At 63.2% G+C, this 15,048-nt stretch carries 14 protein-coding genes; 8 read left to right on the plus strand and 6 right to left on the minus strand.

What is annotated here, in order from left to right:
* The first annotated feature begins 68 nt into the window (after nt 1–68).
* Together SPO_RS13035 and SPO_RS13040 are read left to right on the plus strand one after the other, a co-directional pair.
* On the plus strand, nt 69–890 hold the full coding sequence (locus SPO_RS13035) for an arginyltransferase (RefSeq protein WP_011048274.1): 822 nt from the start codon (nt 69–71) through the stop codon (nt 888–890).
* A gap of 4 nt (nt 891–894) precedes the next feature.
* Nucleotides 895–1,275, plus strand: a complete 381-nt coding sequence (locus SPO_RS13040; protein WP_011048275.1) for a VOC family protein — start codon at nt 895–897, stop codon at nt 1,273–1,275.
* Nucleotides 1,276–1,471: 196 nt separating this feature from the next.
* Here SPO_RS13040 and SPO_RS13045 read toward each other — a convergent pair whose 3' ends face one another.
* From SPO_RS13045 to SPO_RS13055, 3 genes are all read right to left on the minus strand, one after another.
* A complete protein-coding gene (locus SPO_RS13045) occupies nt 1,472–3,826 on the minus strand; it encodes a TRAP transporter large permease (protein ID WP_011048276.1) in 2,355 nt (784 codons plus the stop codon).
* A 17-nt stretch (nt 3,827–3,843) separates the two neighbouring features.
* Complete coding sequence (locus SPO_RS13050; RefSeq protein WP_044028481.1) at nt 3,844–4,770, minus strand: TRAP transporter small permease subunit; 927 nt, start codon at nt 4,768–4,770, stop codon at nt 3,844–3,846.
* 115 nt (nt 4,771–4,885) lie between these two features.
* Complete coding sequence (locus SPO_RS13055) at nt 4,886–5,971, minus strand: TRAP transporter substrate-binding protein (protein WP_011048278.1); 1,086 nt, start codon at nt 5,969–5,971, stop codon at nt 4,886–4,888.
* A 260-nt stretch (nt 5,972–6,231) separates the two neighbouring features.
* Here SPO_RS13055 and SPO_RS13060 point away from each other — a divergent pair, with 260 nt between their 5' ends.
* Together SPO_RS13060 and SPO_RS13065 are read left to right on the plus strand one after the other, a co-directional pair.
* Nucleotides 6,232–7,665: a cache domain-containing protein gene (locus SPO_RS13060; protein WP_044029274.1), complete on the plus strand. Its 1,434-nt coding sequence runs from the start codon at nt 6,232–6,234 to the stop codon at nt 7,663–7,665.
* Nucleotides 7,662–8,312 carry a response regulator transcription factor gene (locus tag SPO_RS13065; protein WP_011048280.1) on the plus strand — a complete coding sequence of 217 codons (651 nt, stop codon included), beginning with the start codon at nt 7,662–7,664 and terminating at the stop codon, nt 8,310–8,312. The genes SPO_RS13060 and SPO_RS13065 overlap by 4 nt, the downstream gene beginning before the upstream one ends.
* Here the strand turns inward: SPO_RS13065 and SPO_RS13070 are convergent.
* On the minus strand, nt 8,264–8,914 hold the full coding sequence (locus tag SPO_RS13070) for a TetR/AcrR family transcriptional regulator (RefSeq protein ID WP_051420374.1): 651 nt from the start codon (nt 8,912–8,914) through the stop codon (nt 8,264–8,266). The two genes, SPO_RS13065 and SPO_RS13070, sit on opposite strands and share 49 nt — an antisense overlap.
* A 126-nt stretch (nt 8,915–9,040) precedes the next feature.
* Here SPO_RS13070 and SPO_RS13075 point away from each other — a divergent pair, with 126 nt between their 5' ends.
* The 3 genes from SPO_RS13075 (at nt 9,041) to ilvN (ending at nt 12,823) form a co-directional block, all read left to right on the plus strand.
* A complete protein-coding gene (locus SPO_RS13075; RefSeq protein ID WP_044028483.1) occupies nt 9,041–10,087 on the plus strand; it encodes a heparan-alpha-glucosaminide N-acetyltransferase domain-containing protein in 1,047 nt (348 codons plus the stop codon).
* A gap of 354 nt (nt 10,088–10,441) precedes the next feature.
* Nucleotides 10,442–12,193 (plus strand): acetolactate synthase 3 large subunit, encoded by a 1,752-nt coding sequence (locus SPO_RS13080; RefSeq protein WP_011048283.1) that lies wholly within the window; start codon nt 10,442–10,444, stop codon nt 12,191–12,193.
* A gap of 69 nt (nt 12,194–12,262) precedes the next feature.
* Nucleotides 12,263–12,823, plus strand: a complete 561-nt coding sequence (ilvN, locus tag SPO_RS13085; protein WP_011048284.1) for an acetolactate synthase small subunit — start codon at nt 12,263–12,265, stop codon at nt 12,821–12,823.
* 11 nt (nt 12,824–12,834) lie between these two features.
* On the opposite strand, the gene SPO_RS22255 is transcribed toward ilvN, so the two are convergent.
* Nucleotides 12,835–13,191 carry a hypothetical protein gene (locus SPO_RS22255; RefSeq protein WP_051420375.1) on the minus strand — a complete coding sequence of 119 codons (357 nt, stop codon included), beginning with the start codon at nt 13,189–13,191 and terminating at the stop codon, nt 12,835–12,837.
* 229 nt (nt 13,192–13,420) lie between these two features.
* On the opposite strand from SPO_RS22255, the gene SPO_RS13095 reads away from it, so the two are divergent.
* On the plus strand, nt 13,421–14,218 hold the full coding sequence (locus SPO_RS13095) for a helix-turn-helix domain-containing protein (RefSeq protein ID WP_011048286.1): 798 nt from the start codon (nt 13,421–13,423) through the stop codon (nt 14,216–14,218).
* Between the two features lie 41 nt (nt 14,219–14,259).
* On the opposite strand, the gene SPO_RS13100 is transcribed toward SPO_RS13095, so the two are convergent.
* Nucleotides 14,260–15,039 (minus strand): DUF2189 domain-containing protein, encoded by a 780-nt coding sequence (locus SPO_RS13100; RefSeq protein WP_011048287.1) that lies wholly within the window; start codon nt 15,037–15,039, stop codon nt 14,260–14,262.
* Nucleotides 15,040–15,048 lie beyond the last annotated feature (9 nt).

The raw sequence follows: 15,048 nt of genomic DNA on the forward strand, positions 1-15,048 counted from the left end.
GACTTTGGTCACTTGGCGGGTCCCGGATGGGTTGTTATCATCCGCTTTCAGGAACAGACGGGACCCTCATGCGCCACACCCTGCCGATCGCGCCGCAATTCTATGTGACCGCTCCGCAACCCTGCCCCTATCTGGCGGGCAGGATGGAGCGGAAACTGTTTACCGCGTTGCAGGGCGAAGGTGCCGAGCGTCTGAACAATGCGCTGTCACAACAGGGGTTCCGCCGCTCGCAGAACGTACTTTACCGACCGTCCTGCGCCGATTGCGCCGCCTGCCTGTCGGCCCGGATCGACGTCTCGGCCTTTCGTGCCAGCCGCAGCCAGAAACGCGCAATGCGCCGCAACGCGCATCTGACCCGGCGCGCCACCTCACCCTGGGCCACCGACGAGCAATACGAACTGTTCCGCCGCTATCTGGACAGCCGCCATGCCGATGGCGGCATGGCCGACATGGACGTGTTCGAGTTCGCCGCGATGATCGAGGAGACCCCGATCCGCAGCCGGGTGATCGAATATGCCCATCGCGACACTCGTGCATTGATCGGGGTCAGCCTGACCGATGTGCTCGATGACGGGCTCAGCATGGTCTATTCCTTCTACGACCCCGATCTGCACCGGGACTCGCTGGGCACCCATATGATCCTCGATCACATCGCCATCGCGCGCGAGGCGGGGCTGCCCTATGTCTATCTCGGCTACTGGGTGCCCGGCAGTCCCAAGATGGGGTACAAGTCGCGGTTCTCAGGACTCGAAATCTATCTGGGCGGCCGCTGGCAGGCGATGACCGACCCAGAGGCGCATGACGCCATCCGCCATCCGCTGTCGACCGATCCGATCGCCGAACAGGTGGCCAATATCCAGCTGCCCGACCGCTGGCCCACCGGTGACTGAGCGGATGCGGCTGTTTGCGCTCTCTCTGGTCGTGCCGGATTACGACGCGGCCATCACCTTTTATTGCGGCGCGCTCGGTTTCCATCTGGATCAGGACGAGGATCAGGGCAACGGCAAGCGCTGGGTTCGGGTGTCTCCTCCCGGGGGCGGTGCCTCGCTGATCCTGGCTCGCGCCGTCAACCCGCGCCAGACCGCTGCCATCGGCAACCAGACCGGCGGGCGCGTCGGCTTCTTCCTGGAGACCGACGATTTCGCCCGTGACCATACTGCGATGCTGGCCAAGGGCGTCCAGTTCGAGGAAGCGCCCCGCCACGAACCCTATGGCATTGTGGCGGTCTGGCGTGACCCGTTTGCAAACCGCTGGGACCTGATCCAGTTCACCTGAGCGGCCCCTGCTCTTCCTCTTGCCCGAAACATCCCGGGGACGAATTGCCCCAGAGGGGCATGGAGGATGAACTGCCCCAGAGGGGCATGGGGGGATGAATTGCCCCGAAGGGGCAAGAAGGGGCAGCGCCCCTTGACCATCACTCAAAAAGCAAAGGGGGCCCAAAGGCCCCCTTTTCCGTTTGATAGCACCCCGGTCAGTTCGGAATCAGCGCCGGTACGATGGTCACGATCGAGGGGAAGCTCCACAAGATCGCGATCCCGACCACCTGGATGATCACGAAAGGCACGATACCGCGATAGATATGGCCCGTGGTCACCTCCTTCGGTGCCACCCCGCGCAGATAGAACAGGGCAAAGCCGAATGGCGGGGTCAGGAACGAGGTCTGCAGGTTCACCGCCACCATGATGGTGACCCATTTCGGATCGAAGGACCCGCCATAGATCACCGGCCCCACGATCGGGATCACGATATAGATGATCTCGAGGAAATCGAGCACGAAACCCAGGATGAACAGCACCAGCATCACGATCAGGAACACCGTGAACTCGTTGTCAAAGCTCTTCAGGAACTGCTGGATGTAATGCTCGCCACCAAAGCTGATCACCACCAGGTTCAGCAGCTGCGAGCCGATCAGGATGGTGAACACCATCGAGGTCACCTTGGCCGTCTCGCGCACGATGGGCGTCAGCACACCGCCTGCAAACAGAACCCAGCAGCCGAACAGCAGCCCGCCCAGCGCATAGATATAGGTGGCATAGGCAAAGATGAAGGCGATCCAGGTCTCGACGCTGACACCGTCCTGATTGATCCGCAGGTCGAAATTCACCCCGATCAGTAGGCAGATGATGATGGCGAAGGTCGACCAGATGATCACATTGCCCGTACGGCCCTCGTCCTTCAGCTTGCGATAGGCCGCCAGCATGATGGCCCCGCCCGCGCCCAGCGCCGCCGCCGGCGTGGGGTTGGTGATGCCGCCCAGGATCGAGCCCAGCACCGCGATGATCAGAACCAGCGGCGGGAACACCACCCGGATCAGATCATTGCCGGTACAGCGGATCGCCGCCGCCTTGCAGCCATAGAGCGCCAGCGCCAACGGCACGAGCAGGATCAGCACCGTCACCCCCGGAGAGGTCAGCGGCCCGATGAACAGGATATCGGCCAGCAACATCAGCACCAGGCCAAGCCCGCCCACCAGCAGCGGTTTCGGGTCGCGCGAGGGCGCGATGCCCCGGCCCACCACCAGCGTCAGCCCCAGCAGCACCGCGATCACCGCGACACCGGTGCCGATCGGCGCGGCATCGGCGATTTTGGTGGCGCGCGCCTCGGCGATCTCCTCCGCGCTCAGGCGGTGCGATTCCTGCACCCCGCCCGCGGCGTCGATCGACTCCTGCTCGGCCAAGGCCGCGTCCCAGGCTTCCTGCCCGTGCAGCGCGATCATCGAGGCCTTGCATTCAGGTCCCACATTGGTGCGCAGGCTGGCGCTCTTGGAACTGTCCGAGAAGGTCGAGACGGTCACGTCCTGACTGCCCACGACACCAAGGCTGCCCAGCAGCAACACCCCGGCGATCAGCGCCACCGGCGCGCCCAGCAGCCAGGTAAAGCCCTCGCCGCGGGTGATCGGCTCACCCGAGCCACCGCCCATTGCAACCGCCGGCGCCTTGTCGGGATTGAGCAACGCATAGCCAAAGGCATAAAGCGCATAGAGCAGCGCCAGCAGGATGCCCGGCAGCAGCGCCGCCTGGAACAGGGTGCCCACCGACACCACCGCAGGCTCGCCCAGGAAGGTCAGCGCGTCGGTACAGCCCGCCTCGATGGCGCGGGTTTCCTGCGCGGTCGAATAGAGGTCACCCGCGAGCGTCCCCAGCAGAACGATCACGATCGAAGGCGGAATGATCTGCCCCAGCGTTCCTGAGGCCGCGATCACACCGGTCGCCAGTTCCGGCGAGTAGTTGTTGCGCAGCATGGTGGGCAGGGCCAGAAGGCCCATGGTCACAACCGTTGCACCGACGATCCCGGTCGAGGCGGCCAGAAACGCACCCACGACCACGATCGACACAGCCAGACCGCCGGGCAGCGGGCCAAAGACACGCGCCATGGTGGTCAGCAGATCGTTGGCGATCTTCGAGCGTTCCAGGGTGATCCCCATCAGCACGAACATCAGCACCGCCAGCAGGGTCTCGATGGACTGGCCGGCCAGCACCCGCTCGTTCATCCGGTTGACGATGAAGGACACGTTGCGGTCCATCGCCGTTTCCCAGCCGCCCTTGAACACATGTTCGGCGATGCGGGGCAGTTCAGGGTATCTGAACACCGAGATCGCATCGGGTTTGACCCCGGCTCCGATCAGCTCTGCATAGGCCTGCGACGAGGTGTCGATGGCCTGGTGGATCAGCAGTCCCGCGCTGTCCAGCGCGGCGATGATGCCGAATGAGATGATGCCGGCGCCGCCGATGGCAAAGGCCACCGGAAATCCCGACAGGATGCCCCCGAAGAGGCAGAGAAAGACGATAATGAGGCCGACTTCGACGCCATCAAGACCGAATAGCATGTCCCCAGTTCCTATTCTTAATGCGTGCCTTCATAGGCCTCTTCGCCCTCGCCAAGACTATCCTTGTCGAGGAATTTACCCGCGCTGCCCTCGCCTTCTACGAATTCGAGCCAGGAGCGGTAGAAAAAGGCGACTGCGTGGATGAACACCATGGCGGCAAATGTGACCAGCAGGATCTTGAACAGGAAATACCCGTTGAACCCGTTGGGACTGAACCCGATGGTTTCCACGTTCCAGCGCAGCGCCCGGGACTTCATCAGCAGACGGTCAAGCTGGTCGCTGGCCGAAGGGTTCGGAACGATCAGGTGGCGCCACAGGAAGTACCAGCCGTAAAGCCAGGTCACCACCGCCATCGGCATCATGAAGAGAAGCGATCCGGCCATGTCCACCACCCGCTTGCCGCGATGGCTGAGGCCGGAATAGATCAGGTCGACGCGGACATGGCCGCCCTGCACAAAAGTGTAGGTGGCGCACAGGCAGACCACCATGGCGTTGTAAAGCTTCAGCTCTTCGGACCACCAACTGACGTCCAGCGTCACCGGGATGCCAAAGCCGAAGGACAGATCGGGTCGCGCAAACACGCGCTGCATGAACACGATGATGATCTGTTGCAGCACCATCAGCAGGCCCGCCCAGGCAAAGAAGCGCCCGGTTGTGTTGGCAAAGCCTTCGAGCAAACGCACCATCCCCCACATGAAGGGGCGGAAATACATGCCGATGGCCGTCAGGATCAGCACGAAGGTGAAGATCACGAAGAAGAATTCGACCGAGCCGCCATAATAGACAAAGCGCATGATCGAGGCCTTGTCGGACCAGTCCAGCCAGAGCTGCGGATGGGTCACCGCGTAGCCGAAATTATAGAATGCTTCGGCGATGTTCTGAAACAGCCAGATCAGACCGTTCCATAGGGCGCCGAAAAAGGAGAGACCGTTATCGTCCTGCATGATGTCCCCGATTCAGGAGTGCCGGATCGTCCTGCGGATCATCGCCGCAAGGTCCTGGCAAAGCGGAGGACCCCCGCCCGAAGGCGGGGGATCCGGTTTTCGCCGCGTGGCGGGATTAGCCCAGAACGCGGTCGCGCTGTGCGGTGTAGACGCCCGACGACATGTTCAGCCATGCCGACGAGGATTTCATCGACGCCATTGCGCTGTCGTGGATCTTCTTGAACAGCTCATCGCCCATGTTTTCGGCCATGACGTCCTGGCTGGCCTTGCCGAAGGCATCCCAGACGCTGTCGGGGAATTCCAGGACCTTGACGCCGCCGGCCTGCAGACGCTGCAGGGCCGAGCCGTTGTTGGACAGGAACTGGGCCAGGTTCCACTGGTGGCATTCGCCAGCCGCAACCTCGATGATCTTCTGATGCGCGGGGCTCAGGCTCTCGAACACTTCGCGGTTGGTTGCCACCGACAGACCCGCACCCGGCTCGTGGAAGCCGGCGGTGTAATAGGTCTTGGTGATTTCCTGGAAGCCGGCCTTTTCGTCCGCCCAGGGGCCGATCCACTCGGTGCCGTCGATGGCACCCGAGCTCAGCGCCTGATACACTTCCGAACCCGGAATGTTCTGCACGCTTGCGCCCAGCTTGCCCAGCGCCTTGCCGCCCAGACCCGGCATCCGGAACTTCAGACCGTTGAAATCTTCGGGGCCATTGATCTCTTTCGAGAACCAGCCGCCCGCCTGCGCGCCGGTGTTGCCCGCCAGGAAGGATTTCAGGCCGAAGATCTGGCCCAGTTCGTCATGCAGTTCGTGGCCACCGTCGTGATAGTACCAGTTCACCAGTTCCTGCGCGGTCATGCCGAACGGCACGGCGGTGAAGAACGCATAGCCCGGGTGCTGACCGACGAAGTAATAGTCGGCGCCGTGATACATGTCGGCCTGGCCCGAGGAGACGGCGTCGAACACTTCGAACGCGCCCACCAATTCGCCGGCGGCCTTCAGGTCCACGGTCAGGTTGCCATCGGACATGGCGGTGATGTTGTCGGCGACGCGCTGTGCCGAGTCATGCACACCGGCCAGACCGCGGCCCCAGGTGGTGACCATGGTCAGGGTCCGCTTGCCCTGCGCATAGGCCGGAGCGGCCAGAGCGGTGGTGGCGGCCGCGGCAGCGCCGCCCATGGCCGAGGTTTTCAGAAAAGAACGACGATCCATAAGAGTATTTCCTCCCCTTGCAAGTCATGGACGCCCGCCGGGTCATCCCGGTGGGCGGATCGTTTCCAGTGCCGCAAAGGTAACGAGCGATGATCCGCTCTGTGAATACCTATTACTACGTAGCGGCGCGGAAAAAATTGGCCAATGACCTTGAAATCCACTGTTTTTCAGGCACCGGGCGACCGCAAAAGCGTGGATCGGCCGGTCAGGACTTGATCGCATGCTTTGATTTTGCCGGCGGATTTGCGTATCGATTCGCCATGCACCGCCTGCGCAGCCTGATCCGACCCAACTATGCCCAGAAGATCTCTCTTCTGGCGACGCTGCCGCTGGTGTTGGCGGTGGCCGCCATCGCGGCGCTGGTGGCCTATCAGGCCCGCACCCTGGCCGAGCGCGAAATCCAGGCGCTGGAACGGCAGCTGTTGCAGGCCAAGAAGGCCGAGCTGCGCAACTATGTCACCCAGGCGCGCAACGGGTTTGCCCATATCTACGGCCCCGCCGCCCCTGACGACGCCGAGGCCAAGACCCGGGTCGCGCAGATGCTGGCGGCGATGATCTACGGTCAGGACGGCTTCTTTTTCGTCTACGACTACGAGGGCAAGAACCTGGTCAGCCCGCGCCAGACCGAATTCATCAACCGCAACTGGGAGGGGCTGACCGACAGCAAGGGCGTGCCGGTGGTGGACGAGTTCATCCGCCTCGCCCGGCAGGGCGCGGGCTGGCATTCCTTCATGTGGGAAAAACCCTCGACCGGGGAAGAGGCACAGATGGTGGCCTATGTGGTGGGCCTTCAGGACTGGCGCTGGGCGGTGGGCACCGGGGTGTTCATCGACGATGTGCTGGCCTCGGTCGCCGCCGCCCGGGCCGAGACCCAGGCCCGGGTGCGCCGCACCTTTCTCTATATCGGGGCCATCGCGCTGGCGGCGCTGCTGATCGTGTTCGGCTCGGGTATGGTGATCAATATCCGCGAGCGCCGCCTGGCCGATGCCAAGCTCAAGGAGCTGACCCAGCGGGTGTTCGACGCACAAGAGGAAGAGCGCGGCCGGGTAGCGCGCGAATTGCATGACGGCATCAGCCAGATCCTGGTCGGGGTGCGCTATGCGCTGGACAATGCCCGCCGACGGCTGGCGCGCGGCGACCACGAGGGGGCGGAACCGCCGCTGGACAAGGGGATCGACAATCTGGGCAGCGCGATTTCCGAGGTGCGCCGCATCAGCCGCGACCTGCGCCCCGGTGTACTCGACGATCTGGGACTGGGGCCCGCACTGAAATCGCTGACAGACGATTTCCGCGAACGCACCGGCATCGCCACCGATTTTACCACCGTGGTGTTTCGCAACCGACTGGACCAGAACAGCAAGATCGCGCTTTACCGCATCGCGCAGGAGGCGCTGACCAATATCGAGCGCCACTCCGGCGCCACCCATGTCTCGATCGACCTGCGCGGCCACAAGAAGGGCGCCACCATGCGCATCTCGGACAATGGCCGTGGCATCCGCTCGACCCCGGGCAGGCCCGGCCCCGGCCTGGGCCTGCGCAACATGCAGGAACGGATCGAACAGCTTGACGGCAACCTGCGCATCCTGTCATCACGCGGCGCGCAGTCGGGCACCGTGATCGAGGTCAGCCTGCCGCTGAGCCACCTGTTGCCGCCCCAGGAGGAGCCGGCGTCGAAAAGAAAGGCCCTGCCATGACCGACACCCCCGTCCGCGTGCTTATCGTCGACGATCACCCGATGGTGGCCGAAGGCATCCAGGCGATCCTGGAGAGCTATGACGACATTCAGGTGATCGGAACCGTGGGCGACGGGCGCGAGGCGGTCGGGCGCAGCCTGGCGCTACTGCCCGATGTCATCCTGATGGATCTGAACATGCCGGGCCTGGGCGGGCTGGGCGCCACCGAGATCATCCGCGAACAGATGCCCGACACCCGGATCCTGATCCTGTCGATGCATGACAGCCCCGAATACATCTCGACCGCGCTCAGCCATGGCGCCATGGGCTATGTCCTCAAGGACGTACCCACCGAAGAGATCAAGCAGGCCATCGACGCGGTGATGCGGGGCGAGCGCTACCTGTGCACCGGCGCCAAGGGCTCGCTGGAACCCAAGGAAGGCGAAGAGGCGCGCGAGGCGCTGACGGGGCGCGAACAGACCATTCTGCTGCAACTGGCACAGGGCAAGTCGAACAAGGAAGTGGCCATCGCGCTCGATATCTCGGTGCGCACGGTGGAAACCCACCGCAAGAACATCAAGCGCAAGCTGGGAATCTCGTCAACCGCCGGACTGACCCGCTATGCGCTGGAACATGGCGTGTTGCAGGGCACCGGCGGCGGGCTCTGATCCCGGGCCAGCAGGCCGGTCGTCAGCACCGCGCACAGGGTCCGCACCGCGTCCGGGTCCGGCGTCTTGCGGTCGAGTTGGCGCAGCCCCTGCCCTTCGAGCGTGTCCAGGATCATCAGCGCCAGCGCGCGGGTATCGTCCAGATGCCGGAACCGCCCCGTGGAAACGCCCCGCTCAAGACAGCCCATCAGCGCTGCTACCAGCTGATGACGGTTGCCGTCGAACACCTGTGATATGGTCGGGTTGCGCAGCGCCTCGGCCATGAGCTCGAGACCAAGCAAGGCGTTTTCCGGACGCGCGGCATAAGCGGCATAGGCCCATATGAACCGCTCCAGTGCCGCATATGGCTCTTCCGGATCCGACAGCATGTCCACAAACGCGGCAAGCTCGCGCCCCTCAAGCTCGGCGATGAAGGCCAGAACCGCCTCTTTTCCGGCGAAGTGATTGTAGAGATTGCCCAGGCTGACACCCGCTTGCCGGGCAATGTCGCGAATGCCTGTCTGATGGTACCCCCGCTCAAGAAAACAGGTCACCGCGGCGGTGACGATCTCGATCTTGCGCGGGTGCATCCGCCCTGCCGCGCCGGCCTCTTCTGTCTCCATCTTGACGCTCCTGTTGAGAACACCTAACTCAATGAACGATCGTTCATTCATAGCATCCGGGCCTTCGCAAGGGAAGAACCGGTCGTGGGCCGATCACGCGCAGTTGACCCAAACAGGATCCGGATCATGACAGCCCACAGCTCACGCCTCGCAGGTCTTGATCTGGCCCGCTATCTTGCCTTTGTCGGGATGGTGATCGTCAACTTCAAGATCGCCATGGGGGCCGAAGGCGGCGCCGGGCTGCTTGCCCAGCTGACCGGCGCGCTCGAAGGGCGCGCTGCCGCCACCTTTGTTGTGCTGGCCGGGATCGGGCTGGGCCTGTCCCATCAGCAGCATGCCGCCCAGACCACCGCAAGCACGGTGCGGCGAGCGCTGGTGCTGCTGGCGCTTGGGCTTTTGAACATGACGGTGTTCGAGGCGGATATCCTGCATTACTACGCCTTCTATTTCCTGTTCGGCGCCTTGCTGCTGCCGCTTGGCAGCGCCAGCCTGGCCGCCCTTGTGCTGGGCCTGAACGCCCTGTTCGTGGGGCTGTGTTTTACCCTTGATTACGACGCGGGCTGGGATTGGCAGACCTATACCTATACCGGCTTCTGGACGCCGACCGGCTTTCTGCGAAACCTGATGTTCAATGGCTGGCATCCGGTTGTGCCCTGGCTTGGCTTTCTGCTGTTCGGCATCCTGCTGAGCCGCATGCCCCTGGCCGAGCGCAGGACCCAGCGAGGACTGATCGCGGGCGGGTTTGTCGCCCTGGCCCTGGCCGAGGCGCTGAGCGCTCGGCTGGCGGTCGCGCTGGCGACACTGAACCCAGGTCTGGCGCTGCTGGCGGGGACCGAGCCGGTTCCGCCCGGCCCGCTCTATTCGATGGCGGGCATCGGCGCGGCCTGCATAGTGGTCGGGGCCTGCCTGATCGGGGCAGAGCTGGCACCGGGCAAGGCCCTGTTGCGCATTGTCGGACCAGCGGGGCGGCAGACGCTGACGCTTTATCTTGCGCATGTGCTGGTCGGGATGGGGGTGCTGGAGGCGATGGACCTGCTGGGCGGCCAGAGCGTAGCAGGCGCCACCGCCGCGGCCCTGCTGTTCTGCGCGGCGGCAACCGTCTATGCCCTGCTCTGGTCGCGCGCGTTCGGGCGCGGCCCCGTCGAAGCCCTGTTGCGACGGATCGCGGGCTAGCGGCGCGGCGCCTCACCGACTCGCCTTGAAAAAGCACCCTCCTGCCAGCCATGTCACCTGTGCCCTCTTCTGAAAATTTGCGGGATGCGACGTTTTGCGCAACATTCTTTCGCAAAACGGGGTCCGTAAACAGGATCCAGGCTCAATTGGCTGTTGACGCCCCCTGCCCTCGCCCATAATGTCCCCGCCAAGCATGAAGGAGCCGCAGGCAATGACCGCGCTAGTCGTAATCGTAGGAACCACGCGCATGGGCCGGTAACGGTAAGCCATAATCGAACCCATGCGCCTCCGAAAGTTCGGGGGCTTTTTTTATGCTGAATCGAGAAGACGCATGTCGCCAATGGAGCAAAGCAGATGACACGTGAGATGACCGGCGCAAAGATGGTGGTCCAGGCCCTCAAGGATCAGGGCGTGGATACGGTATTCGGCTATCCGGGCGGCGCCGTCCTGCCGATCTATGACGAGATCTTTCTGCAAAACGACATCCGCCACATCCTGGTGCGGCACGAACAGGGCGCAGTGCACGCGGCCGAAGGATATGCCCGCTCGACCGGCAAGCCCGGCGTTGTGCTGGTGACCTCGGGCCCCGGCGCCACCAACGCGGTGACCGGTCTGACCGATGCGCTTCTGGACTCGATCCCGCTGGTGGTGCTGACCGGACAGGTGCCGACCTTCATGATCGGCTCGGACGCCTTCCAGGAAGCCGACACCGTGGGTATCACCCGCCCCTGCACCAAGCATAACTGGCTGGTCAAGGAAACCGACAAGCTGGCCAAGACCATCCACGAGGGGTTCCACGTGGCCACCTCGGGGCGGCCCGGCCCGGTGCTGATCGACATCCCCAAGGACGTGCAGTTCGCAACCGGCCAGTACCAGGGCCCCAAGGGCCTGACATCCCATTACAACCCGCCCGTCAAGGGCGACATGGAGGAGATCACCGAGCTGGTCGCCGCCATCGAAAAGGCCAAGCGCCCGGTGTTCTATACCGGTGGTGGCGTGATCAACTCGGGTCCGGCGGCCAGCCAGCTGCTGCGCGAGCTGGTGGATGCGACCGGCTTTCCGATCACCTCGACCCTGATGGGTCTGGGCGCCTACCCGGCCTCGGGCAAGAACTGGCTGGGCATGCTGGGCATGCACGGGCTTTACGAGGCGAACATGGCCATGCATGGCTGTGACCTGATGATCAATATCGGCGCCCGGTTCGACGACCGGATCACCGGCCGCATCGACGCGTTCAGCCCGAAATCGAAGAAGGCCCATATCGACATCGACCCCAGCTCGATCAACAAGGTGATCCGGGTCGATATCCCCATCGTCGGCGATGTGGGTCATGTGCTGGAAGACATCCTGAAGGTCTGGAAAGCGCGCGGGCGCAAGACCAATGCCGAAGCAGTGCAGAAATGGCAGGCCCAGATCACCGAATGGCGCAAGGTGAGCTGCCTGACCTACAAGCCCTCGGAAAAGACCATCAAGCCGCAATACGCGCTGGAGCGTCTGGAGGCGCTGACCAAGGGGCGTGACCGCTATGTCTGTACCGAGGTCGGCCAGCACCAGATGTGGGCGGCGCAATACCTGGGCTTTGAGGACCCGAACCGTTGGATGACCTCCGGTGGCCTGGGCACCATGGGCTATGGCTTCCCCGCCTCGATCGGCGTGCAGATGGCGCATCCCGACGCTCTGGTGATCAACGTGGCGGGAGAGGCGTCGTGGCTGATGAACATGCAGGAAATGGGCACCGCCGTGCAGTACCGTCTGCCGGTGAAACAGTTCATCCTCAACAACGAACGTCTGGGCATGGTGCGCCAGTGGCAGGAACTGCTGCATGGCGAGCGCTATTCGCAATCCTGGTCCGAGGCGCTGCCCGATTTCGTGAAACTGGCCGAGGCTTTTGGCGCCAAGGGCATCCTGTGCAAGGACCCCGCCGATCTGGACGATGCGATCATGGAGATGCTGAACTATGACGGGCCGGTGATCTTCGATTGCCTTGTCGAAAAGCACGAGAACTGCTTCCCGATGATCCCGTCGGGCAAGGCGCATAACGAGATGCTGCTGGGCGATGCCGAGACCCAGGGCGTGATCCAGGCCGGCGGCGCGGTCCTCGTCTGACAAAATCCTGCGAATTTTGTCGGCCGCGCCCGATGGCGGCCGGCACCCTCCATTCTGAAAGGGACGCACATGTCTGCCCTACACATCAAGAAAGGCTCGTCGAGCCACTCCGCCTACAACCTGCGCCCGACATTCTCGGACGTGGCCGAGCGGCACACCATCGCCCTTCTGGTCGAGAACGAGCCGGGTGTCCTGGCGCGCGTCATCGGCCTGTTCTCGGGACGTGGCTACAACATCGAAAGCCTGACCGTCGCCGAGGTGGACCATACCGGCCACCTGAGCCGCATCACCATCGTGACCACCGGAACCCCGCAGGTGATCGAACAGATCAAGGCGCAGCTGGGCCGGATCGTCTCGGTCCGCGACGTGCATGACCTGACGGTCGAGGGCCGCTCGGTCGAGCGCGAACTGGCAATGCTCAAGGTGGTGGGCAGTGGCGACAAGCGGGTCGAAGCGCTGCGTCTGGCGGATATCTTCCGCGCCAATGTGGTCGACAGTACCCTGTCGAGCTTTGTCTTCGAAATCACCGGCGCACCGGAGAAGATCGACGCCTTCGCCGATCTGATGCGGCCGCTCGGCCTTGCCGAAATCGCACGCACAGGTGTCGCGGCACTGCTGCGCGGCGACTGATTGCCAGCTGGTCAGGCGTGGCAGGCTTCGCCGTTGGGCAGCCTGTCGCGCTTGCGCCCGGCAGGGCCCGAAAACGGGATCACCTTGGCAACGGGCCCTTCCGGGGCCGCGCCGCCAGTTCCCTCCGTTTCCGCCTCGCGCAGCAGATCGGGCAAGCCGCGATAGCTTCCCTGATCGATCAGGCGCGGATTGAATGCCAAACGCTGCTTGCGTTCGGTCACCAGATCGAACTGGACCCAATCCCCCACATCCAGACTGACCGGCGCCTGAGCGTCCGTCCGCCGGTAGAACGCGAGGTCCCCATGGTCCTCGCACCAGATGACCGCTTTTTGGTCATCGCTGTCGCTCCAGAGTACTACACCAAACATATCCCGTCCCAATGACTTGTTTTCTTTAGATTGAGCGAATTAACACGACTCAAACATGGTAAAATGCGTGTCTGGCTATTGCTTTTTGTGTCGGGACCGGTAGCCTCCTGACACTCTTTCGCGTCCATTATGACGCTAAATAGTGTCAATTTGTGTGTATCGACCGAAGGGACTCACCACTCAACCCTTCACGTTTCGGTCTAAATGAACAATTCTGTTTCGGGACCCTATGACAAAGACAACCAGGACACCGGCGGAACTCCGCAACATGTTCGGCGAAAACTTGCGCCGACTGTCCCGCCGTTACCCCTCCATCTCCGAACTGTCGCGACAGCTCGGGATCAACCGCACTCAATTCAACCGCTACTTGTCAGGAGAGAGCTTTCCCCGCCCCGATGTGCTGGATCGGATTTGCAACTTCTTCGATGTCGATGCCCGCATCCTGCTGGATCCGGTCGATGCCATCCCGGCATCCGACCAAATCCTGTCGGGGCCGGCGCTGGCAGAGTTTTTCGGCCCGGACGTCACCCGGCTGGACGAGGACGATTTTCCAAGCGGCTTCTACCGGTTCACCCGGCGCAGTTTCGTCAGCGAGCGCAAGTTCGTGCTGGGGCTGGTCTATGTGTTCCGCGAGAACAACGCGACCTATATCCGGGGCTACGAGGCGCTTGAGGCGATGCGCCAGCAGGACCTGCCCGACGATCCCCGCACCCGAGAGTTTCGTGGCTATGTCACCCGCGAGGATGACGGGGTGACACTGTTGATCTCGCGCCGCAATGCGATGACCTTCTCGTTCAACTACCTGTCGCGTGTGGCCTCGTTCGAAAACAATTTCTGGGTCGGCTATGTGTCGCGCTCGGTGCGCGAACCGGTCAGCGGCCACCGCATCACGCGGATGGTGTACGAGCATCTGGGCCGCGACAGGTCGGCAATCTGGAAAACCGCCCGGCAGGCCGGATTCATCGACGCGGAAGATCTGTTGCCCTTTCACCGGCGCCTGTTGCGCCCGGACGAACCGTTCCGCTGACACCTGGGGGTGCAGGGCCTGCCGACCGCGCGATCCTTTGCTCAGGTCCCCGCATCGTCGCGGGTGACCTGCCGGTAGAGATGCCAGGAGGCATGGCCCAGCCAGGGCAGCACAAGAAACAGGCCGAGAAATCCGGGCAGCATGGCAACAAAGGTCATCACCGCCAGGATCACAGCCCAGGCCAGCATCACCGCCGGGTTCGCGGTGACAAAGCCGAAACTGGCGATCATCGCGGTCACGAAATCCAGCTCGCGATCCAGCAGCATCGGGATCGACATCACCGTGATCATGTAAAGCAGCGCTGCAAAACCGGCGCCCACAACCGTGCCCATGGCCAGCATCATCAGCCCGTTGGGGCTGAGGAAGACCTCCATCGAGCTGGAAACATTGGTCATCGTCGACAGGCCCAGGAACAGGGCAAAGATCATGTGGCCCAGAAAGAACCAGAACATGAACACCAGCACCATGATGGCGCAGATCGAGGGCAGCTGACGGCGGCTTTGCAGGATCACGACGCCAAAAATCTCGGCAAAATCCAGCGGTTCGCCCTGCTCCAGCCGGTGCGACACCTCATAGAGGCCAACGGCTGCGAAGGGGCCGAGCAACGGAAAGCCGATCGCCGCCAGCACCAGCCAGAAGGTGGTGCCGGTCCAGATCGTGATCCAGGCCATCAACAGGCCTGACATCACATAAAAGCCCGAGAACAGCACCCCGAACAGCGGCGCGCGCAGATAGTCGCGCAGCCCCGCCGCCAGCGCCTGACGCAGCATGGCCATGTTGGCCGGATGCATCGGCGGCACACCAAAGGGTTTCTCGATCATGCCGGCACC

The organism is Ruegeria pomeroyi DSS-3, assembly GCF_000011965.2.
GTDB classification, from domain to species: Bacteria; Pseudomonadota; Alphaproteobacteria; order Rhodobacterales; family Rhodobacteraceae; genus Ruegeria_B; species Ruegeria_B pomeroyi.